Annotated in this window: 18 protein-coding genes; 6 read left to right on the forward strand and 12 right to left on the reverse strand. The window is 59.6% G+C overall.

The window, feature by feature from the left end; all coding sequences use genetic code 11:
* Positions 1-190 precede the first annotated feature (190 nt).
* Complete coding sequence (locus tag ABGM91_RS06015) at positions 191-598, forward strand: metal-dependent transcriptional regulator (RefSeq protein WP_354834651.1); 408 nt, start codon at positions 191-193, stop codon at positions 596-598.
* Between the two features lie 58 nt (positions 599-656).
* Here the strand turns inward: ABGM91_RS06015 and ABGM91_RS06020 are convergent, their stop codons facing one another.
* Both ABGM91_RS06020 and ABGM91_RS06025 read right to left on the reverse strand, forming a co-directional pair.
* Positions 657-2,753: a heavy metal translocating P-type ATPase gene (locus tag ABGM91_RS06020; protein ID WP_354834654.1), complete on the reverse strand. Its 2,097-nt coding sequence runs from the start codon at positions 2,751-2,753 to the stop codon at positions 657-659.
* A gap of 124 nt (positions 2,754-2,877) precedes the next feature.
* Positions 2,878-3,108, reverse strand: a complete 231-nt coding sequence (locus ABGM91_RS06025; protein WP_354834657.1) for a DUF1490 domain-containing protein — start codon at positions 3,106-3,108, stop codon at positions 2,878-2,880.
* 302 nt (positions 3,109-3,410) lie between these two features.
* On the opposite strand from ABGM91_RS06025, the gene ABGM91_RS06030 reads away from it, so the two are divergent.
* From ABGM91_RS06030 to ABGM91_RS06040, 3 genes are all read left to right on the forward strand, one after another.
* Positions 3,411-3,614 (forward strand): hypothetical protein, encoded by a 204-nt coding sequence (locus tag ABGM91_RS06030; RefSeq protein ID WP_290565824.1) that lies wholly within the window; start codon positions 3,411-3,413, stop codon positions 3,612-3,614.
* A 42-nt stretch (positions 3,615-3,656) separates the two neighbouring features.
* Entirely contained in the window at positions 3,657-4,976 is a 1,320-nt protein-coding gene (locus tag ABGM91_RS06035; RefSeq protein WP_354834660.1) for a carbohydrate porin, read from the forward strand.
* A gap of 609 nt (positions 4,977-5,585) precedes the next feature.
* Entirely contained in the window at positions 5,586-5,993 is a 408-nt protein-coding gene (locus ABGM91_RS06040; protein WP_354834663.1) for a hypothetical protein, read from the forward strand.
* 93 nt (positions 5,994-6,086) lie between these two features.
* Here the strand turns inward: ABGM91_RS06040 and ABGM91_RS06045 are convergent, their stop codons facing one another.
* From ABGM91_RS06045 to tadA, 7 genes are all read right to left on the reverse strand, one after another.
* Complete coding sequence (locus ABGM91_RS06045) at positions 6,087-6,263, reverse strand: FeoB-associated Cys-rich membrane protein (protein ID WP_290565827.1); 177 nt, start codon at positions 6,261-6,263, stop codon at positions 6,087-6,089.
* 37 nt (positions 6,264-6,300) lie between these two features.
* Entirely contained in the window at positions 6,301-8,565 is a 2,265-nt protein-coding gene (gene feoB / locus ABGM91_RS06050) for a ferrous iron transport protein B (RefSeq protein WP_354834666.1), read from the reverse strand.
* 77 nt (positions 8,566-8,642) lie between these two features.
* The gene (locus ABGM91_RS06055) at positions 8,643-8,873 is read right to left on the reverse strand and encodes a ferrous iron transport protein A (RefSeq protein WP_012420130.1); all 231 of its coding nucleotides are present in this window, start codon (positions 8,871-8,873) and stop codon (positions 8,643-8,645) included.
* 26 nt (positions 8,874-8,899) lie between these two features.
* Positions 8,900-9,112 carry a FeoA family protein gene (locus tag ABGM91_RS06060; protein ID WP_354834670.1) on the reverse strand — a complete coding sequence of 71 codons (213 nt, stop codon included), beginning with the start codon at positions 9,110-9,112 and terminating at the stop codon, positions 8,900-8,902.
* 271 nt (positions 9,113-9,383) lie between these two features.
* The gene (locus ABGM91_RS06065; RefSeq protein WP_354834673.1) at positions 9,384-10,763 is read right to left on the reverse strand and encodes a cytochrome c peroxidase; all 1,380 of its coding nucleotides are present in this window, start codon (positions 10,761-10,763) and stop codon (positions 9,384-9,386) included.
* A gap of 66 nt (positions 10,764-10,829) precedes the next feature.
* Positions 10,830-11,768, reverse strand: a complete 939-nt coding sequence (gene lipA / locus ABGM91_RS06070; protein WP_354834676.1) for a lipoyl synthase — start codon at positions 11,766-11,768, stop codon at positions 10,830-10,832.
* A 50-nt stretch (positions 11,769-11,818) separates the two neighbouring features.
* Positions 11,819-12,361, reverse strand: coding sequence for a tRNA adenosine(34) deaminase TadA (gene tadA, locus ABGM91_RS06075; protein WP_354834679.1), 543 nt, complete (start codon positions 12,359-12,361; stop codon positions 11,819-11,821).
* Positions 12,362-12,520: 159 nt separating this feature from the next.
* On the opposite strand from tadA, the gene ABGM91_RS06080 reads away from it, so the two are divergent.
* Positions 12,521-13,519 carry an ROK family protein gene (locus ABGM91_RS06080; RefSeq protein WP_354834682.1) on the forward strand — a complete coding sequence of 333 codons (999 nt, stop codon included), beginning with the start codon at positions 12,521-12,523 and terminating at the stop codon, positions 13,517-13,519.
* Positions 13,520-13,577: 58 nt separating this feature from the next.
* Positions 13,578-15,503, forward strand: coding sequence for a heavy metal translocating P-type ATPase (locus ABGM91_RS06085; protein WP_354834685.1), 1,926 nt, complete (start codon positions 13,578-13,580; stop codon positions 15,501-15,503).
* Positions 15,504-15,727: 224 nt separating this feature from the next.
* Here the strand turns inward: ABGM91_RS06085 and rho are convergent, their stop codons facing one another.
* The 3 genes from rho to ABGM91_RS06100 form a co-directional block, all read right to left on the reverse strand.
* Positions 15,728-17,173 carry a transcription termination factor Rho gene (gene rho, locus ABGM91_RS06090; protein WP_354834688.1) on the reverse strand — a complete coding sequence of 482 codons (1,446 nt, stop codon included), beginning with the start codon at positions 17,171-17,173 and terminating at the stop codon, positions 15,728-15,730.
* Entirely contained in the window at positions 17,166-17,771 is a 606-nt protein-coding gene (gene coaE / locus ABGM91_RS06095) for a dephospho-CoA kinase (protein ID WP_215427585.1), read from the reverse strand. Before coaE ends, rho begins: the two co-directional genes overlap by 8 nt.
* 92 nt (positions 17,772-17,863) lie before the next feature.
* Positions 17,864-20,602 carry an Amuc_1098 family type IV pilus outer membrane protein gene (locus tag ABGM91_RS06100; RefSeq protein ID WP_354834692.1) on the reverse strand — a complete coding sequence of 913 codons (2,739 nt, stop codon included), beginning with the start codon at positions 20,600-20,602 and terminating at the stop codon, positions 17,864-17,866.
* Positions 20,603-20,672: the final 70 nt, after the last annotated feature.

Below are 20,672 nucleotides of genomic sequence, written 5' to 3' on the forward strand. Positions count from 1 at the left end.
GGGAACGCCGCCGGAGCATTTTCTTTCATGGTTTCTTTCCGGGTTTGGGCTGACCATGAGCGAAAGTTAGTGCAGTCTAACTAAACTTGCAAGAAAAAAGTTTGCCGGACCTAATTTTTTTGAAGAAGAGGTTGACTTGGACGGAGGCTGGGTTATTGTTTTTGTTAGTTGAATCTAATAAGCATCAGTCATGATACGCAAAAACTTTCCCTCCCTGGAACTGAGCAACAGCCTGGAGGATTACATTGAAGCCGTCCGCAACATTGAGCTGGAAAAAGGGTGCGCCACCGTAGGGGAAATTGCGGAGGCCCTGAATGTGAAGAAGCCCTCCGTCTCCCTCGCCATGAAGCAGTTGAAAGAACGGAAGCTGGTGGAATATACGCAGTATTCCCCCATTGTGCTGACCAGGGAGGGCCGTTATTATGCGGACCGGGTCATCTCCTGCCACACCATGGTGAAGGACTTCCTGATTACGGTGCTGAAGATGGAGGAAAAGCGCGCGGACGAAGTGGCCTGCGGCATTGAACACATCATGACGCTGGAGGAAATTTCCAGGTTCAAACTGCTCACGGAACATTCCCGGAAGGACGGGCAGTAAAAAGGCCGGAACGTTTTTAAAGGGATGGTTCATGCGTGAATGAACCATCCCTTTCCTGTTACTGGCGGGGCGGCACCGGAGGCAGGCAGCGGCGCGTGCTGCGCGCGCTGACGTACACCGTGGAGGCATTGTGGAGGAAGGCGGAAAGGGCCGGAGTGATCAGCCCGAACATGCCCATCAGGATGAGGGACGTGTTGAACCCGACGATGAAACGGTAGTTGCGTTCTATTTTCTCAAGGACGGCGCAGCTCAATTCCCTTAAGACGGCCAGTTCCTCCAGGGAGCTGGACAGCAGGGAAATATCCGCCACTTCCCGGGCGATGTCGGAGGAATCCCTCATGGAGACGGAGACGTCCGCGCAGGAAAGGGCGGGGGAGTCATTAATGCCGTCACCCACCATGCACACCGTTCTTCCGGCCTGCTTGAGCTCCCGGATGAAGCGCGCCTTGTCCTCCGGGAGCACCTGGGAGCGGTATTCCGTGATGCCCAGCTGGAGGCTGATGGCGCGCGCGGCGGATTCGCTGTCCCCCGTGAGCATGATGACGGAGGAAATACCCTGCTGTTTCAGCCGCGCGATCGTTTCCTTCGCCTCCGGCCTGGGCGGGTCGCTGACGCCGATCATGCCGATGGCCCTGCGGCCGATGGCGAGAAAGATATTGGATTTCCCTCTGGAGTGGGTGCGGATGATCTGCCGCTGTTCTTCCGTAAGGGGGATGCCCTCATCCTCAAAAAGGAAGTGGTAGCTCCCCACGAGGGCCTTTTTCCCGTGCAGGCGGGAGGAAATGCCGTGAGCTACGATGTACTCCACCTCCGCATGCTCCTCCTCGTGGTGCAGGCCTTCCTCCAGGGCTTTGCGCACCACGGCCCGCGCCACGCTGTGCGGGAAGTGCTCTTCCAGGCAGGCGGCCGTTTTCAGGATGTACTCCCGGCTGCAATCTCCCAGGGGGACGATCTGCGTCACCTGCGGGCAGGCGGAAGTCAGCGTGCCCGTCTTGTCAAAGACGATGGTATCCGTCCCGGCGAACAGCTCCATGAATTTTCCTCCCTTGATCATGATCTTGCGCGCGGAAGCCTCCTTCATGGCGGAGATGACGGAGATGGGCGTGGCGAGCTTGATGGCGCAGGAATAGTCCACCATCAGCACGGACAGCGCCTTGGAAATGTTCCGGGTGAACAGGAACAGTCCTCCCGCCGTGAGCAGGGTGAGAGGCACGATGGAATCCGCCAGTTTTTCCGCCCGGCTCTGGATGCGGGCTTTTAATTCTTCCGAGTGGTCAATCAGGGAGATGATGTTGTGGATGCGGGACTGGTTTCCCGCGGCATCCACCCGGATGACGAGGGACCCCGCCTCCAGCGTGGTCCCGGCGAAGACGACGGAGCCTTCCTGCTTGGCCGCCGCCTGTGATTCCCCCGTCATGGCGGCCTGGTTGACTTCCGCTTCTCCGGACAGCACGGTTCCATCCACGGGGATCACGTTTCCTGTGTCCACGCGGATCTTGTCCCCGGACCGGATTTGTTCCATGGGCACCTGGCGCATGCCGTCCTCATCCACCCTCCAAACCTGGTCCACATTAATGCTCAGGCTGGCCGCAAGCGCCGCCCGGGTCTTTTTCCGCGTGTAATTTTCCAGCAGGTCTGAAATGGAAAGGAGGAACATGATGGAATTGGCCGTTCCGTAAGCCCCGGTGCCGATGGAAACGCCGATGGAGACGGCATCCAGCACCGCCACGTTGAGCCGTCCTCTGCCCAGTCCCGCCATCCCGCGCCGGAAATAGGAGCCGTAGTTCCAGAACGCTTTGGCCATTCTGAGCGGGGGAGGCAGGAACAGCTTGCAGAGCAGGAAGGAGGAAACCTTCCCGGCTATCCGGAGGGAAAAGGAGCGGGCCAGTTTGCGGGCTTCCGCGCGTTCTTCCGGTTCATGGCTGCGGAGCGTTTCCGGCCTGAGCCTGTCCAGCGTGCGGAAAATGGTCTGGGGGCTGCTCCCTTCATACAGGATGAACACGCCTCCGTTGCAGGGGGTGGCCTGGACGGAGCGCACGCCTTTCTGTTTCAAGAGCCTGCATTCAATGCCGCAGGCCTGGTCATGATTGAATATGCCGCGGCCGCAGCGTACCCGGAGCCTGCCGGGCGTGTGGTGGATAACCTGATAGTGCATGGGTAAGGAAAAATGAAAAAGGGGGAAACGCCCTTCTCCGTGCGTTTCCCCCGTTGGAGGCTGTCCGTTCCGCCGGAGGAGAAGGAAACGGACAGCCCCTGTCTGATGATGAGCAATGAGATTCCTACTGTTCCGGCTTGCGGTTTTCTGCGGCGGCCTCGTGGCACAGGTCCTGGGCTTCCTCGCGGATGTTGGCCAGTTGCTCCATGGCCTTCTGCTGGATGAGCATGGCTTTGGAAAGCCCTTGGACGGCCAGTTTCCTGGTGGCGGGGCTTTTAGCTACTTTCGCGCCGATGGCGGCGGCTATGATTCCTCCCACGAAGCCCCAGAGGCCCTTGTTGTTGATGTAACTCATGGTAATGTTCCTTTTGTTGGTTCAGCGGGCCCTGGCGGCATGCAGCCGCTCTTTTTCCGGAAGAGTTGGATTGTCTCCCTTCGGCCTGCTTTTTTGTAGCGTTCCGGAGGTTTCAGGTCAAGTTGAATTAGTTTGAACTAATTTTTTTACAGGCTTGGAAAACAATTCGGGATATTTTTCAAAACGTTGATGGTAAGATGAATATGAATCATGTATCAGGAAGGAGGTATGAGGTTGGGGAAGAGGCAAGAGAGAAAAAGAGTTGACTCAATAGTTAGTTGAATCTAACTTTGCCGTGTTGCATGAACTTGACCCATACAGGACTTCACCGTTTCTTCCACCGGGTTTCCCGGTACCGGAAACTGGCCGGGCTGCTCGTCCGGCGCCCCAGGTACCGCCTGCTCTGCGGAGACTGTGAGTTCTGTATGGGCGCATGCGGCAAAGCCGTGAATACGCAGCCCCCCGCGGGCCGGGAGCAGGAATGCTCCTCCTCCATGGAGGACTGAATATCCGCGATTGACGAGGAAGACTCAAGAAACAGCATTACTATGAAGAAACGCTACATGATACCCGCCCTGCTGGCCTGCTCCGGCTTCTGCATGGCCGGTACGGCATCCGTAGCCGCTACCGCCGCCGCTCCGGCCGCGGAAGAGGCTGAAGGCAAAGGTTCCATTCTGGACGACATCGACCTGTTCGGGGACGAGTACGGCGACGAAAGCACGCCCATTCCGAACGACCTGCTGACCAGGGCCCTGACGGATCTGCACAAGGGCGCTTATGAGAAAGCCGGTTTCCAGTTCCTGGTGGAGCAGGCGTTCCTGTATACCAAGGGCCACCATGCCGCCCCGAACGATGAGACCGCGGGTTCCAGCCAGAGCTGGTACAAGTTCCACGCCCAGGCCGGGTTGCAGCTGTTCCAATCCAGCCGCAACCAGGGCACCTGGATCAAGAGCGAGCTTTCCGGATCCGTGGCCCTGAACAGGCACACGCACCGCACCACGCTGGATGATTCCTGGGGCGCGAGCGGCCCCGCCAATTGCGACGTTTTTGAAGACGGCTATTTCTACCTGCCGGAACTGCTCCTTTCCCAGGGATTCATGGACGGCCAGCTGGTCATCATGGGCGGCATGATCAACCAGACGAACTACTTTGACGCCAATACGTATGCCAACACCACCTTCGGGCAGTTCGGCAGCGCTCCTTTCGTCAACAACCAGGTGCTTCCGCTGGGAGACTCCAACTTCGGGTTCGTGGGGCAGTACCAGTTCAATGACAACTGGTTCATCCAGGTGGGCGGCAACATGATGGACAATGAGCCGCGCCGCAACCCGTTCCATAACACTACCGGGAAATCCTTCAACCTGCTCGGTGAAATCGGCTGGACGCATGAAAAGGCCTTCGGAATAGGCACGGGCACGTACCGCCTCCAGCCGTTCATGTTCCATGCGGACGGCAAGAACCACGGCGGCGTGGCGTTCAACCTGGAACAGGACCTGGGCAGCAGTCCGTTCGCCCTGTTCGCGCGCGCCGGATGGAGCAGCGCCGAATACGGCAACATCTGCGGAGCGGAAGCGCAGGCTTCCGCCGGGGTAGTCTTCAAGAAGCCCCTGGAAATCATGACCGGCCTGAAAGAGGCGGATGGCAACTTCCTTGGCGTAGGCTTCTCCGTGAGCAAGCCGGATTCCGACACGCTGGCGGAAACGCGGCCCGGACATGACCGGGAAATGATTCTGGAATGCACGTACAGCTTTTCCATTACGCCGTACTGCCTGATCCAGCCTTCCTACCAGTATGTGAAAAATCCTTCCGGGCGGGATGACGTCAACTCCGCCAATATCCTCTCCGTGCAATGCGTGGTCACGTTCTAGGCGGGAAAAGCTCCGTACCAGTGAAAACGCAATAACAATCAAGTCTTCCTTGTCCTTCTGCATGCAGAGAGCGGAATCCTGCGTGCGGGGGGCATTGAAGGGGTCTGCATGACCTGGCGGCAACGTCGCATTCTCGATCAGGTAGGGGGTGCGGCGTTGCTTATTTTATTATCTCAAAGGAAGAGACAGGCGCTTGAACCGCCTGTGTTCCTGAACCCCGTCATTCCGTTGGCCGGACTGGGGGGCTGCGGAAGAGGCCTGTACGGTGGAAGCCGGCGCCGTATTCCGCACCGGTTCCCTGCGGGCCGTATCCGCCTGACAGGAGGCTGCCAGCAGGCAGGCGGCTCCTATCATGATACATGTGTACTTGTTCATCATCTTATGGTGTGCGGCTGGTTGCGGCCGCTGATAGTTAGATTAGCACCCCTGGCTGTTCGTTGAAAGTTCTTTGGTTTGACTAACAACAAGTTAGGTGAATTAAACACCGGGAAGAACGTTAAGTTCAGCAGCTTGCGCGCGGCCGGATTTATGACAATGGATGACATTTCCGGCGTCAGGAAACGTTTAAAACCATGTTGACTTGGATGGGAACTGTCTTAAACTGACAGAATGAGTAAGGTTCAATGGGAAATTTCAAATGATGAAGTGACTGACCGTGATACTGCTCTGCGCCGCTTGCAGGAAGGAACGACCGGCCATGTGGTATGCGCCCGCGACGGCGCGTGCCTCCAGTCCTACAAGGAGGCGGACGGCGTCTACCACTGCGAGATCGTATTCAAGACGGGGGGATGCTGCCCGCCCGTCTTTGCCGCTCCGGAGGGGGTGACGGGCAAGGAACTGGAAACGCTGTACGACCGCTTTGCCGGTGGGGATGACTTCTCCTTTGTGGAAAAGGAATGGGAGCCCCTGATGGCCGTGGAATACCGCCACCGCCACAATGTGATGTGGTTCATCTTCCTGTTCATCGCGATGGTGATTGCCGCCATGGCTGCGTACCAGCACGGCTGGATCGGGTAACGGGGGGGGGACGCATGCTGCATGCGCCAGGGAAAAAGAACCTGCAAACCGCGGACGGCTTGCAGGTTCTGAAGGAATTAGCCGCGGGCGGGATCAGTCCTGTTTTTCGTTTTCCTCGTCGTGGCCGTGATCGTGGGCGCCGCAGCAGCCTCCGCCGCCGTTGCCGCACCCGTCGCAATTGCCGCAGCACTTGCCGCGCTTGCTGAAGCTTTTATACAGCGCATAAGCCAGGGCCAGGAAAAGGATGGCGCCAATAATGTATGTTCCCATATGAAGTGAGGGGGTTGGTTAAGAGTGGATGTGAGGATTACTTGGAAGAGCGGGCGGGTTTTTTCACCACCAGGTAGGCAAGCCCCAGCAGGAGCAGCACGGCGAGCGCCTGGCCGATGCCGAAGGAAGCCTCCGCATAAAGCCACGCCCCGAGCTGGTAGATCAGGAAGGCCAGGCAGTACGCCAGGGCGCACATGTAGCCGATGGCGAAGAAGGTCCATTTGGCGCTGTTCATTTCCCTTCTGATGGCGCCCATGGCGGCGAAGCAGGGGGCGCAGAGAAGGTTGAAGATCATGAAGGAGAAGGCGCTCAGGAAGGTGAATGCCCCGGCCTGGACCAGGCGGTCCCCGGTTTCCCGGATTTCAGCGTCTTCATCTTCTTCTTCCTCCGCTTCAGCGGCGGACTCGCCGGAAGCTTCCTCCAGGGATGCCTGGAGTTCCTGCCCGGCGGGAGACATCTCCTGCACTTCTGCGGGCGCTGCCGGTTCTTCTGCGGCCTCTTCCTCCCCGGAACCGCCGTCCGCATACAGGACGCCAAAGGTGCCGACCACGTTTTCCTTGGCGATCAGGCCGGTGATGGTGGCCATGGTGGGTTTCCATTCACCCCAGCCCAGCGGCTGGAAGACGGGCGCGGCCACATTGCCGATGGAGGCCAGCATGCTGTCGTTCTGCTCCACGGAATCCGCCTTCCAGTTATAGCTGGAAAGGAACCAGATCAGGGCGCTGGACACGAAGATGACGGTCCCGGCTTTCTGCACGAAGGCCTTGCACCGATCCCACGCGTGGATGATGACGTTCTTCCAGGCGGGGATGTGGTAAATGGGAAGTTCCATGACGAAGGGGGAGGGGTCCCCGGAGAACATGGCGGTCTTTTTCAGAATAAGGCCGGAAAGGATGATGGCGCCCACGCCGATGAAATAGGCGCCCGGAGCCACCCAGGAATTTTCCGGAAAAAAGGCTCCGGCAATCAGGGCGATGATGGGCGTTTTTGCCCCGCACGGAATGAATGTGGTGGTCATGATGGTCATGCGCCTGTCCTTTTCATTCTCAATGGTGCGGGTGGCCATGATGCCCGGAACGCCGCAGCCCATGGAAACGAGCATGGGGATGAAGGACTTCCCGGAGAGGCCGAATTTGCGGAAAATGCGGTCCATGATGAAGGCCACGCGGGCCATGTAGCCGCAGTCTTCCAGAATCCCCAGGCAGAGGAACAGCACCGCCATCTGCGGCAGGAAGCCCAGAACGGCCCCCACGCCGGCAATCACGCCGTCCTGGATCAGGCTCTCCAGCCAGGGGGCGCAGTTGGCGCTCTCCAGCAGGCCGCCTACCCATTCCGGAACCCATTCACCGAAGAAAGTGTCATTGGCCCAGTCCGTTCCCCACGCGCCCACCGTCTGGATGGAGATGTAGTACACCGCCCACATGACCACGGCGAAGATGGGGAGGCCCAGCCAGCGGTTGGTGATGATGCGGTCAATCCGGTCGCTCCCCGTCAGGCTTCCGGCGCTGGCCTTCACGACGGAATCCCTGGTGATGCGGGAAATGGAATTGTAGCGTTCGTTGGTGATGATGGATTCGCTGTCGTCATCCATCTCCCGTTCCATGGACTCGATAATCCCGTTGATGCGGGATTGCTCGTCCGGGGTGAGGGCCAGCTGGTCCGCGACCTTCTGGTCCCTTTCAAAAACTTTGACGGCAAACCATTTCTTCTGCTGGTCCAGGCATTTGCCGGTGATGATTTCCCCAATCTCCCCAATGGCTTTTTCCAGGGGGGCAGGGAAGTGGACGGCGCGCGGAGCCTGCGCATCCTCCGCGGTTGCGGTTTTTACCACGGCATCCACCAGTTCACGGACGCCGGTGCCTTTCAGCGCGCTTATTTCCACTACCTGGCATCCCAGGTCCCGGGAAAGTTTTTCCGTGTCAATGCGGTCCCCGCGCTTCCGGACGATGTCCATCATGTTCAGGGCAATGATGACTGGAACGCCCAGCTCGCAAAGCTGGGTGGTGAGGTAAAGGTTGCGTTCCAGGTTGCTGCCGTCAACCAGGTTCAGGATGAGGGAAGGGTGGTCCGTGACCAGGTAATTCCGGCTGACGACTTCTTCCAGCGTGTAGGGGGAAAGGGAGTAAATGCCCGGAAGGTCTTCAATGATGATGTTCCTGTGGCCTTTCAGCCGGCCTTCCTTTTTTTCCACCGTAACGCCGGGCCAGTTCCCGACGTACTGGCTGGCGCCGGTCAGGGCGTTGAAGAGAGTGGTTTTTCCGCAGTTGGGATTGCCCGCCAGGGCGATGGTAATGTTGCTCATGGATGTTTCCTTGTCTTGATGTATGGGATGCGCCGTCTTGCTGTCAGGTCAGGAAACGTGCGGTAATAAAGGCGGAATCAGTGGATATGGATATTCTCGGCCTCCGACTTGCGGATGGAGAGTTCGTAGCCGCGGACAGTGACTTCAATGGGGTCTCCCAGGGGCGCGACCTTGCGGATAAAGATCTGCGTTCCCTTGGTGACTCCCATGTCCATGATGCGCCTTCTGACCGGGCCTTCCCCCGCCAGCTTGCCGACGGTGACGGTCTCCCCGATCAGGGCGTCTCTTAATGTACGGTGTTTGGTCATAGATTGGTGATGTTGAATGAAAAGGTTCAGGCCACGAATATTTTGCAGGCAAGCGCCTTGCTGAGCGCGATCCGGGACCCCTTGACATTGACGATGAAGTTTCCGCCATTTTCAGAAATGATGGAAACCGTACTGCCGGAAACGAAGCCCAGGCTTTCCAGAAAGCGCCGGGTTTCATCCCTGCCATGAATTTTGTTAATCTGGCGGATGTCGCCGATGTTGAGCATGGAGAGTGGCATGGTGTGTGTATGAATCAAATCCGTGAGAAAGTTAGTTTTAACAAACTAACAAGTCAATGATATTATGCGGCTGTGTTTTTAATTTCCATGGTATTCATTCACCATGAAAAAATTATACATTAGTTTAATCTAAGTATGACGCAAAGGTTCCGGGCCGGGAAGAGGTGTTTTCCGGCCATTCCTTCCGCTGGGCCGGAAACGGGAATGCTAAAAAAGCCGCGCCATGGGAATTCATGGCGCGGCTGGGAGAAAAGAGGATGATGATCCGACTTCAGGAAGCGGGGCAGACTTCGCCCCGGACGGGCTTGCCCTTGTATTCCCCGGTCAGGGTTTTCAGGAAGGCTACCAGGAGGCTCACTTCCTTCTTGTCCAGCTTGTCATAGCCAAGCTGGTAATGGTACATCTTGGTGATGGCTTCCTCCAGCGTCCGGGCGGAGGCGTCATGCATGTACGGCCAGGTAAGCTCCACGTTGCGGAGGGTGGGAACGCGGAACCTGTGCTTGTCTGACTCCTTCTTGGAGAAGTTCATCAGGCCGTTGTCGTCATTGGTCTTGGCGCGTCCGGCAAAGAAGTCGCCCTTGAGGTCGGCGTATTCAAAGGACTGGCCGCCCATGGCGGGGCCGGTGTGGCAGGTCTGGCAGCCGAGCTTGAGGAAGAGCCTGTAGCCCTTCTTGGCGTTGTCGCTGATGGCGTTTTCATCACCCTTCAGATAACGGTCAAACGGGCTGTTCGGCGTGATGAGGGTTTTTTCATACTCCGCAATGGCGTTAGTGATGGTTTCTCCGGTGAAGCCCTGGGGATAGACTTTCTTGAATTCCGCTGCAAAGGCGGTGTCCTGGTTCAGCTTGGCGGCGATCTGGTTCCAGTCGTCCGGGTGTTCGTAACCCATTTCCACCGGGTTCAGGGGGGGGCCGCCCGCCTGTTCCTGGAGATTGGCGGCGCGTCCGTCCCAGAACTGCTTGGTGTGGAAGGCGGCGTTAAATACGGTGGGGGCGTTGATGCCGCCCTTCTGCCCGCGTACGCCGGTGGAGGTGGCCAGATTGTCCGTGCCGCCCTTCTCCAGAGAGTGGCAGGTGGCGCAGGAAACGGTATTGTCCGTGGAAAGGCGCACGTCATGGAACAGCTTGTCGCCCAGGGCCACCTTGGCCGGGTCCGTGGGGAGGCTGTCCGGGATGGGAGTGATGGCGGTGATGGCGTATTCTTTGCCCACCATGTCGCCGAAGATCTTCAGGCGTTCATCCTTGATCCATTGCAGCATGGCGGCCTTCTCCCGGAGGGTGAGCGTGCTGCCCCAGTGCACCATGGTGTAGGAAGTGGGGGGCATGGAATTGATCTGGAGCACGTGTTCCAGCTTGGAAAGGGTCACGGCGGTGGGCGCTTCATCCATATTGTAGCTGCGCTGGCCGTCCCGGATGTGGCGCGCCAGCAGGCCGCCGGAAAGGGTGTTCACCAGTTGGGAAATGTGGGTGCCGGGCTTGTGGCAGTCCGCACACTTGGAGTTCATGGTCTGTGCGGTGATTTCCGCCGCCTGGGAGGGCGTCAGGGGCTTGATATTCTGGTCCGGAAGGAACAGGGGCGCGACTGCCGCCGTCACGATGACCGTGCCGCACAGGATGGCACCGGCCGTAAAGAAGGAACGTGTTTTGCTCATGAGATTCTCAATGACGTGGAATTGCCTGCATGGTAAAGGGTGAAGGGCAATAAATCAAGATTTATTCTAAAGTTCGCCGGCCTTTCTCAGGTCCTCATTAATGGCTTCCAGAACGTCCGCTTCCGGGGTGAAATTGGCGGCGTGGTAGGAGCTGCGGACCAGCGGGCCGGACGCCACGTGCCTGAAGCCCTTGGCGCGCGCGATTTCCTCATACCGGGCAAAGTCGTCCGGGTGGATGTACTTGACCACCGGCAGGTGCTTGCGGGAGGGGCGCAGGTACTGCCCCAGGGTCAGCACGGAGACGCCGTGCTCCAGCAAGTCGTCCATGGACCGGAAAAGCTCGTCTTCCGTTTCCCCCAGGCCCAGCATGATGCCGCTCTTGGTGGACACCTTGCCGTCCACGCAATCCAACGCCATCCGGAGGACGCGCAGGGAACGCCTGTACTGGGCGCGGAAGCGCACCATGGGCGTAAGGCGCTCCACCGTTTCCAGATTATGGCCGAAGATGTGCGGCCGCGCCGCCATCAGCGTCTGGATGGAGGAGGGCTTTTCATTCAGGTCAGAGGCCAGCACTTCAATGATGGTGGAGGGGCTGGCTTTTCTAATGGCCCGGATTACCTGGGCGAAATGGGCGGCGGCCCCGTCCGGAAGGTCGTCACGGGTGACCATGGTGATGACGGCGTGGCGCAGCTTCATGTGCACGACGGCTTCCGCCACGTGCCGGGGTTCCTCCGGGTCCAGAGGATCAGGCCTGGCTGTGCGGGTGGCGCAGAATCCGCAGGCGCGCGTGCACCGTTCCCCGGCAATCATGAACGTGGCCGTGCCCTGGTTCCAGCACTCATAGCGGTTGGGGCAGTGGGCTTCTTCACAGACGGTGAAGAGGTTCTTGCCTTCCACAAGCTGCTTGACGTCCCAGAATTCCCGGCCGTTGGGCAGGCGCACCTTGATCCAGGACGGCTTACGTTCCATCCCTTCCGCAGTCTCATTGTCGTTCCGGCGTTCCATAGCTCCGCTAGCTTGCCGTGACTCCGCCGCTTTGGCAAATGCAAAGTGTTTTATTCGGGACTGTCCTCCCCGTTTTCATCCGGGGCTGCGGAGGAGTCCGCAGACAGCTTCTTCCGTTCCCTGGCCGCCAGCCGCGCCGCCCGGAAAAATTCCTGGAGGTGGTGCAGGCATTCATCCCCCAGCACGCCGGGGCGCACCTCGCACTTGTGGTTGAGGGGCGGGTTGGAATCCAGCAGGTTGATCCAGCCGCCCGCGGCTCCGGTTTTGGCGTCCGGACAGCCGAACACCACGCGGTCCGGACGGCAATGGACGATGGCCCCCGCGCACATGGGGCACGGTTCCTTGGTGACGTACAGGGTGCAGCCTTCCAGCCGCCAGTCCCCCAGCGCCTCCTGGGCCGCCGTCAGGGCGATCATCTCCGCGTGGGCCGTGGCGTCCTTGAGGGTCTCCACCTGGTTCCATCCCCGGCCGATCACGCGGCCGTCCTTCACCACAATGGCCCCGATGGGCACTTCCCCCTTCACCAGGGCTTTTCTGGACTCCTTCATGGCTTGGCGCATGAACCACTCGTCAGAACCGGGCATTTCCATCATCACGCCGGTTATCATGGACCGGACGGCGCGCCTGTGGCAAGCCCTTTCTGGAGGATATTTATTGTAAATTATACAAGAAGTAGGGCATGCCGCGAAAAGAAATGGGGGTGAATGCGTTTTTGCGTTGATTCCAGGAGATGCGTGGCATAAGTATGAACCATGAGCTTTTCAGAACCCTGCGCGCTGGCCGTGGACTTTGGCGGAACCAGCATTAAAATGGGCGTGACGGCGGGGGACCGCATCCTGGCGACGGCGGACCGCATCCCCACCGCCATGTTCGAGAGTCCCCAGGCGATCATTGACGCCATGGTTGCGGCGGCGCTCACCTTGCGCGAGCAATTCCCGACCGCCTGCGTGATGGGCATGGGGATGCCGGGGTGGTGCGACTACCGCCGGGGCGTGCTTTACCAGCTCACCAATGTACGGGTATGGGACCATGAAGTTCCGGTGAAGGAGCTGATGGAGCAGGCGCTGGGACTGCCCGTGGTGCTGGACAATGACGCCAACTGCATGGCGTATGCGGAATGGAAGCTGGGCGCCGGGCGCGGCATGTCCAGCCTGGTGTGCCTGACCATGGGAACGGGCATTGGCGGCGGCATTGTGGTGAATGACCGCATTGTGCGCGGAAAGCGGCTTTCCTCCGGGGAGCTGGGCCAGACGAGCATCCATTATCAGGGCAAGACCGGACCGTTCGGCAACCGGGGGGCTATAGAAGAATACATCGGCAACAACGAACTGGCGGCGGAAGCGGTCAAGAGGTATGCCGGGGCCGGAATCGTCAAAACCGTGAACGAATGCACGCCCAGGCATCTGGATGAAGCCGCCCGCGCGGGGTGTCCCGTAGCACTCCAATTGTGGGAGGACACGGCGGAAATGCTTGCCTGCCTGATCATGAACCTGATGTATATCCTGGTTCCGGAGGCCTTCATCATTGGCGGCGGCGTGGCCAAGGCCGGAGACTTGCTGATGAAGCCCCTGCTGAAGAACCTCAGGGAGCAGTTGTTCCCCCTGCTGATGGAGGATCTGAACATCCTGCCCGCCCGGTTTGGCGCTGAAGCGGGCCTGCTGGGAGCCGGAGCCATGGCGATGGATGAACTTATGGGGCTGGGGATTCTGGAACGTTTTAAAAAACAGGGAACATCAAGGGTTCTTTGTTAGATTGGGCTAACATAGGGCTTGCCATCGCGGGGCGGCAGGCGTACAAGCGGAACAAGTCATGAGTACGGAACATTCCCACGAACATTTTTCAGAAGGGGCTTCCTGCTGCGCCGGAGGGTGCTGTTCCGGAAGCTGCTGCGGCTCCGGAGACGCCATCAGGCCGGTTCCCGCCGTGCTGGGCATTTCCCTTTTCATCGCCGCCCTGGTGCTGGGGGGCGGCTCCTGGAGCGGCAGGGCCGCCTACGCGGGCGCCTACCTGCTGATAGGCTGGGATGTATTGAAGGCGGCTTTTCTGGGACTGAGGCACGGCCGTGCCATGGATGAAAATTTCCTGATGAGCATTGCCTCCCTGGGCGCGATGTTCCTGGGGGATTATTCCGAGGCCGTGGGCGTGATGCTTTTCTACCGTGTGGGGGAATACCTTCAGGAGCGCGCAGTGGGCAGTTCCCGCCGGTCCGTGAGTGAACTGATGAATCTGAGGCCCGAGTTTGTCCATGTGAAAGAGGGTGGGGAAATCCGTGACGTTCCTCCTGCGGAGGTGCGGCCCGGAACCCTGATTGAGGTGCGCCCCGGTGAGCGCGTTCCTCTGGACGGCGTGGTGACGGGCGGGAATTCCGTGCTGGACACCTCCGCCATGACGGGGGAATCCCTGCCGGTGGAGACCGGGGCCGGAAGTTCCGTGCTGGCGGGCTACATCAACGGCCAGGGCGTGCTGGAGGTTCGTACGGAGCGGGACTGGCGGCATTCCGCCCTAGCGAGGGTCCAGGAGCTGGTGGAAGCCGCGTCCGGGCGCAAATCCCCGCTGGAGGGAAGGCTGGCCCGGTTCTCGCGCATCTACACGCCGCTGGTGATCTCCATTGCCGTGCTGGTGTTCCTGCTTTATCCCTTCGTGACGGGCGGAAGCTGGTCTGACGGCCTGTTCCGCGCGCTGGTGCTGCTGGTGATCTCCTGCCCCTGCGCGCTGGTGCTGTCCATCCCCCTGGGCTTCTTTGCCGGGATAGGAAGGGCGGCGCGGCAGGGGATTCTGCTGAAAGGAAGCAATTACCTGGATGCCCTGCGGAAGGTGAAAACGGTGGTGTTTGATAAAACAGGAACCTTGACGGAAGGTGTTTTTACCGTGGATGAAGTGCTCCCCTGTGACGGGATCACCCCGGAAAACCTGCTGTACTGGGCGGCGCATGCGGAAAGCTCCGCTTCCCACCCGCTGGGGCGCTCCATCGTGAAAGCGTATGAAGGCCGCCTGTTCCCGGACCGCGTGGCGGAGCTGGTGGAAGTGACCGGAGGCGGCGTTTCCGCCCGGGTGGAGGGAAAGGCCGTACTGGTGGGGAAAAAGGCTTTTCTTCAGGAGGCCGGAATCAGCACCGGAGATGTTGAAGACCGGGGCGTGACCATTTACGTGGCTCTGAACGGCGTTCTGCTGGGACGGCTGCGCCTGTCCGACCGGATCAAGCCGGGGGCGGAGCAGGCTGTGCGGGAACTGAGGGAATTGGGCGTCTCCAACCTGGTGATGCTGACGGGGGACTCCTCTTCCGCCGGGCCGGAGGTGGGGCGCATGCTGGGCCTGGACGAAGTTTTCAGCGGGCTGATGCCGGCGGACAAGCTGGAGCATGTACGGCGGTTGAAACCGGAAACGGGGGTGCTTGCCTTTGTGGGGGACGGCATGAATGACGCTCCTTCCCTGGCTGCCGCGGACATCGGTATAGCCATGGGCGGCGTGGGGTCTGATACGGCCCTCCAGGCGGCTGATATGGTAGTGATGAAGGGTGATCCCGTGGCCGTTCCGCAGGGAATGCTTCTGTCACGGGCGACGGAGCGCATCATTGTGCAAAACATCATTCTGATTCTGGGCATCAAGTTTCTGGTGATGGTGCTGGGCATTCTGGGACTGGCCGGAATGTGGGGCGCCGTCATGGCGGACGTGGGCGTGTGCCTCCTTGCGGTGGGCAACTCCATGCGCATTTTCCGGGTGAAGCTGGGCGTGTAACGGAAAAATACCTCCGCCCTTTCTCCGCCCCGGAGGCCATCATCCCCATCATCCCCATCATCCCCATCATCCCCATCATCCCCATCATCCCCATCATCCCCATCATCCCCATCATCCCCATCATCCCGCCGCGCCAGCCATGAATAACGGCGCATGCTCCCATCAAAAAGCCCCCGCCCCCCGGCAGGGGAACGGAGGCGTGAAAACGGAAAAGACAGTAATCTCTATCGCAGCCCCGTCAGCAGAAGTTCCGCATTGTTCTGCGTCTTGGAGATATTTTGCAGGAGGGCCTGGAGGCCTTCCCATCCCGGCTTCATGGCGAGCTGGCGGCGGAGCTGCATGATCTTCACGAACTCCTGTTCATTGTACAGCCTGTCGTCATTGCGCGTGCCGCTCTGGGAAAGGGAGATGGCCGGATAAATGCGCCGTTCGGAAAGTTCCCGGTCCAGGCGGATTTCCAGGTTGCCCGTTCCCTTGAATTCTTCAAAAATCACTTCATCCATTCTGGACTCCGTATCCACCAGGCATGTGGCGATGATGGTCAGGCTGCCGCCTTCCTCCACGTTGCGCGCGGCGGAAAAGAACTTGCGCGGTTTTTCTAGCGCGTTGGAGCCCAGGCCGCCGGACATGATGCGGCCGCCCGTCTGGTTGGCATTGTAGCCGCGGGCCAGGCGCGTCAGGGAATCCAGCAGGATGACCACGTCCTTGCCCATCTCCACCAGGCGCTTGGCCCGTTCAATTACGAGGTCGGAAACCTGGGCGTGGCGGCGGGAAGGCTCGTCAAAGGTGGAGGCGTAAACCGGAGCGTCCACGGTTTCTTCAAAATCCGTCACTTCTTCCGGGCGTTCGTCCAGCAGCAGCACAATCAGCTCCACATCCGGGTAGTTGGCCTTGATGGAGCGGGCGATGGTTTTCAGCAGAACGGTTTTCCCGCCGCGCGGCGGGGCCACGATCAGGCCGCGCTGGCCCTTGCCGAAGGGGGTCATGAGGTCCAGCACGCGCATGGCACCGGAATTGACCTCCTTGTTTTCCAGAAGAAGGCGTTCCTTCGGGAACAGGGGGGTGAGGCGTTCAAAATCGGCGCCTGCCCGGTAGTCCTCCGCGGGGATGCCTTCCACGCTGATGACGGCGGAGGCGGAAAGGTACTTGTCATGAGGCCGCAGCTTGCGCAGCCTGACCTTGACCTGCTGGCCCACGCGCAGGCGCATGGGCTTGATGAGGTTGCCGCCCAGGTAAATGTCATCCGGGGAGGTGCGGAAGCTTTTGACGGGGTCCCTCAGCATGGCGTAGTTATCCTTGGCCTGTTCCATGACGCCGGAGACGACCACTTCATGGCCCTTGGCCAGAAGCTGTTTCCCCAGTTCAAAAATCAACTGGGACTTGGTGAGGGAGGCCGCGTTCCGGATGGGGAGGCCTTCCGCCATCTCCTGAAGGTCATTCAGCGGGCGTTCACGCAGTTCATTGATGTCAATCTGCTCCAGAACGGGAGCGGCGGATTCCTGGGCCTGATCCTGGGCTGCCGGGGCGCAGGCCGACGCCTCTGCATCCTGTTCCGGAGCAGGGGCGGTTTGTTCCGCGGAAACCTCTTCCGGGGACGGAAGAGCCTTGGGGGGAACGGCCTGTGCGTCCTCTCCGGAGGGAAGGGACTTGTTGTCGAGTTCTTCAGTCATGAAAAAAATGTTGGTGAAGTCTTTGGATTTGCCGGCGCAGCAGGGGCGGGGGCCCTTCATTCCAGATAACGAAATCGGCCGCGGCCACTTTTTCCATGATAGGACGCTGGGCCGCCAGAATGGCTTCAATCATATCCTCGCGGAATCCGTTCCTGAGAGCCAGGCGGGTTTTCTGCGTTTCCCGGGAAACGGCTACCACGCATACGGCGTCCTGGCGGTAGCATGCCGATGTTTCAAAAAACAGCGGCACGTCAATGACGAACCCGTCTACCGCCGCATTCTGACGCGCCGCCTCCATTTGCGCAAGACATTCTTGGTGCAGCAGGGGATGAATGATTCCCTCCAGCCTCCGGCGGCTTTCCGGGTTCCGGAACACGAGCTCCCGCAGGAAGCCCCTGTCCGCCCGTCCGGCGGCATCCACGCTGGCGGGACCGAAGGCGGCGGAAAGGCTTTCTTTCAGCCAGCCGCCGTCCAGCAGCCTGCCTGCCTCCGCATCACAGTCAAACAGGCGCAGGCGCGGTCCTCCCGCCTCCATCAGCAGGCGAATGGCGGTGGATTTTCCGGTGGCTATCCCGCCGGTCACGATCAGGGTTTTCATGCAGAGAGGGAAAATGCGTATGTATGGGACAAAAAGAGCGGGTGAAAGGTTCACCCTTTCACCCGCTCCAATATGGACGTTATGCAGGCCGCCTACATGGGGGGCAGCAGGCCTTCGGATGCAGGCAGGGCGCTTTCCGGTGCCGCGGCGTTTGCCGTGGTGGGAAGGGCGTTGCCGCGTACGGGCTGGCCGGTGGCATCAATGATCTGACCCGTCACGAAGATCATCAGGTTCTTCTTGATATGGTTGTCAGAGTTGCTGCGGAAGAAGCGTCCGATGAGAGGCAGGTCACCGAAGATCGGCACCTTGTCTTCCACCGTCTGCACGTTTTCCGTGATCAAACCACCGATTGCCACGGTGTGGCCGTCGTAGATGAACAGGGACGTTTCAACGGAACGCTTGGAGAAGATGGGCTGCTCAATGCGGTTTTCCGTCAGAGTCAGGGACATCGGCTTGCCGTCGGAACCAACGCCGGTGGACTGGATCGGGCTGCCGTAGTTCACGAAGCCTTCAAATTCCACGATGCTGGGCTTGAAGTTGAGGTCAATGATGTACTTGTTGTCACCAATGGTGGGCACAACTTCCAGGGTCACGCCAACGGGCTTCATTTCAAACACGCCGGGAGTGGCGGGAGTGACGGGGAAGCTGGTGACCTGGGCCGGGTTTTCGGTGCCTACAAGGTCATCCAGAACGTTGTTCCGGTTGTTGTAGTTGCCGCCGCCCCAGCTGCTCACGTTGTTGGGAAGTTCCGGGGGTTCGTATTCGGTGGGGTACCAGAATTCGCGGATGATTTCAATCTTGGCGGTTTCACCGGACTTGGCGGTTACGCTGGGAGCGGTGAGAACGTCGGAACCCTTCTTCTGGGACAGGCCGCGCATCAGCATCTGGAAGGCGCCTTCGTCATAAATGCCCGTGAGGGACATGATGCCGGGAGCCGGGTTCTTCTTGGTGGCTTCAGAACGGTTGGTGCTGTTCAGCAGGTTGTCCACGGAGTTCTTGGAGATGGCATAGTCGCCCGTGCGGTTGCCGCCGGTAGCGAGGCCGTTGATGAGGCCGTTGCCGTCCGTGTTGGAGCTGTTGTTGTTCACGGGCCAGCCGCTCACGCCGCCGGGGGACTGGGTGAAGTCGTCCGGGATGAGGCCGGTGCCGTAGTTCGTGCCGCCGCCCAGGAAGGTGCTGCGGTCATTGCTGACGGAGAACGGGGTGACGATCCAGTCAAAGCCGAGTTCTTCCGTGTTTTCCTGGGTCACTTCCACAAACTTGGTCATGATGCGCACCTGCTGGGATTCGCCGCGGGTGTTTTCAATGAGGCCTTCGATGAGGTCCAGGTTGCCGGAGGTATTGCGGACGACCAGGGAGGAGTTGCCGTTGACGAGGAATGCCGTGGCGCCTTCCGGGAAGCTGATGCCGCTCTTTTGCAGCAGGCTGCGGATGGAGGGCATGGGCTTGAGGCCGGAGGAGCTTTCACCGCCACCGCCGAAGGGATCTTCAGTGCCGCCGCCGTCGCTGTCGCCAACGGTGTTGCGGAGGGAGGACTGGAAGCCCGGAGGCACGGAGAAGGTGCGCTGGTAGAGGTCCACGTCATTGCCGCCGGCGGGAAGGATGGTGACTGCATAGTCTTCCACCTTCTGGCGCAGACCCGCGTTACGGCAGATGAAGCGCAGCACTTCCAGCATGGGAACGTTGGTCAGCTTGAGCTGGCCGATCTTACGGGTGCGGATGCTTTCCTGCGGAGCGGCTGCCGGAGCAACTTCCGTAATTTCCGTGGATTCTTCGCCGAAGCCGGGGTCCTCAGCAGCGGGAGCTGCGGGGGAAACGGCTGCGGGCTGGGCGTCATTGATGACAAAGTTGATGCCGCGTTCGCCGTTCGGGCCTACGGTGCGGTCCAGTTCAATGGACTTCTTGCGCAGGTAGTCGATGGCGTCTTCCACGGTGGTGTCTTCAAAGGAGACGGAGGGGATGATGATGCTCTTGAGCTTCATCAGGTTGGCGGTGGCGCCGTTGACGTCGGTCATCGGGGTGTTGTCCAGGCCGTCGGGTCCGGTCGGAGCTTCCATCGGAATGGGGCGTTCCCACATCTTGTCCACTTCCGCAAGCATGGTGCTGCGGGTTTCGTCATAGGCGGCGGCGTAATAGGCCATCCTGCGGCGGTTGACCGTTTCCTGTCCGCGGCGGGCCGCCACGTTGTACGGGTCAATAACGAGAACCTTGTTGAATTCGGCGATGGCTTTGTCGTAGTCGCCGAGGTCATAGTAACCATAGGCCATGTGAAGGAGGGTGTTCACCTTTTCCACGTTCTTGACGTGCTCGGGGGTGAGCGCCGGATTCGTGCGAATCGGGTCCTTCATGTATTCGAGCGTCTGCTTGGCAAGCTTGACGTCCCGGGGATTAAGCTTGATGGCGTCCTGAAGAAGCTTCTCAGCTTCGTCATAGCGGCCCACTTTGATGTATTCCTGAGCAACGGCGATGCTGGCGTCGCCAATGTTGTTGGCAATGGCTTCCTTGCGCTGGTCATTGATCGGCGCAGCGGGCAGCATGTTGTAAGCGGCATTGAATTTGTCCAGGGCTTCCTTGTACTTGCCTTCGCGGTACAGGTTGCGGCCTTCTGCAAGGAGCTGCATGGCTTCCTGGGTCTGCGCTTCACGGCGTGCCATGGCTTGGCGCGCTGCATCGGACTGGTAGTAACTCCCCGGTCCGGCGTAGGACGAGCCATAAGCACTGGAGGTTCCGACGGCGCCGCCATCACCAGCCTGCGCAAACGGGCAGGAGGCAGCAATGGCCATCAGCGCGATCAGAGAACGCTTCGGTTGATAAAGTGGTGCGTGGTCCATAGTTAGGTTCTTCTTTTTACATGTTTTTCGGATTTGTGAAGCTTTTTTTTCAGAAAAGTTTAAATCCGGG

This window comes from Akkermansia muciniphila, from assembly GCF_040616545.1.
In the GTDB taxonomy this organism is placed as follows: domain Bacteria; phylum Verrucomicrobiota; class Verrucomicrobiia; order Verrucomicrobiales; family Akkermansiaceae; genus Akkermansia; species Akkermansia muciniphila_E.

Excerpts from the sequence above, each read along its gene's own strand:
- ABGM91_RS06085 (WP_354834685.1), top strand. The coding sequence starts at position 13,578 with ATGAGTACGGAACATTCCCACGAACATTTTTCAGAAGGGGCTTCCTGC.
- ABGM91_RS06020 (WP_354834654.1), bottom strand. The coding sequence starts at position 2,753 with ATGCACTATCAGGTTATCCACCACACGCCCGGCAGGCTCCGGGTACGC.
- ABGM91_RS06045 (WP_290565827.1), bottom strand. The coding sequence starts at position 6,263 with ATGGGAACATACATTATTGGCGCCATCCTTTTCCTGGCCCTGGCTTAT.
- ABGM91_RS06030 (WP_290565824.1), top strand. The coding sequence starts at position 3,411 with ATGAACTTGACCCATACAGGACTTCACCGTTTCTTCCACCGGGTTTCC.
- ABGM91_RS06060 (WP_354834670.1), bottom strand. The coding sequence starts at position 9,112 with ATGCCACTCTCCATGCTCAACATCGGCGACATCCGCCAGATTAACAAA.
- ABGM91_RS06065 (WP_354834673.1), bottom strand. The coding sequence starts at position 10,763 with ATGAGCAAAACACGTTCCTTCTTTACGGCCGGTGCCATCCTGTGCGGC.
- ABGM91_RS06040 (WP_354834663.1), top strand. The coding sequence starts at position 5,586 with ATGAGTAAGGTTCAATGGGAAATTTCAAATGATGAAGTGACTGACCGT.
- rho (WP_354834688.1), bottom strand. The coding sequence starts at position 17,173 with ATGACTGAAGAACTCGACAACAAGTCCCTTCCCTCCGGAGAGGACGCA.
- ABGM91_RS06080 (WP_354834682.1), top strand. The coding sequence starts at position 12,521 with ATGAGCTTTTCAGAACCCTGCGCGCTGGCCGTGGACTTTGGCGGAACC.
- ABGM91_RS06025 (WP_354834657.1), bottom strand. The coding sequence starts at position 3,108 with ATGAGTTACATCAACAACAAGGGCCTCTGGGGCTTCGTGGGAGGAATC.
- ABGM91_RS06055 (WP_012420130.1), bottom strand. The coding sequence starts at position 8,873 with ATGACCAAACACCGTACATTAAGAGACGCCCTGATCGGGGAGACCGTC.
- lipA (WP_354834676.1), bottom strand. The coding sequence starts at position 11,768 with ATGGAACGCCGGAACGACAATGAGACTGCGGAAGGGATGGAACGTAAG.
- ABGM91_RS06015 (WP_354834651.1), top strand. The coding sequence starts at position 191 with ATGATACGCAAAAACTTTCCCTCCCTGGAACTGAGCAACAGCCTGGAG.
- coaE (WP_215427585.1), bottom strand. The coding sequence starts at position 17,771 with ATGAAAACCCTGATCGTGACCGGCGGGATAGCCACCGGAAAATCCACC.
- feoB (WP_354834666.1), bottom strand. The coding sequence starts at position 8,565 with ATGAGCAACATTACCATCGCCCTGGCGGGCAATCCCAACTGCGGAAAA.
- tadA (WP_354834679.1), bottom strand. The coding sequence starts at position 12,361 with ATGATGGAAATGCCCGGTTCTGACGAGTGGTTCATGCGCCAAGCCATG.
- ABGM91_RS06100 (WP_354834692.1), bottom strand. The coding sequence starts at position 20,602 with ATGGACCACGCACCACTTTATCAACCGAAGCGTTCTCTGATCGCGCTG.
- ABGM91_RS06035 (WP_354834660.1), top strand. The coding sequence starts at position 3,657 with ATGAAGAAACGCTACATGATACCCGCCCTGCTGGCCTGCTCCGGCTTC.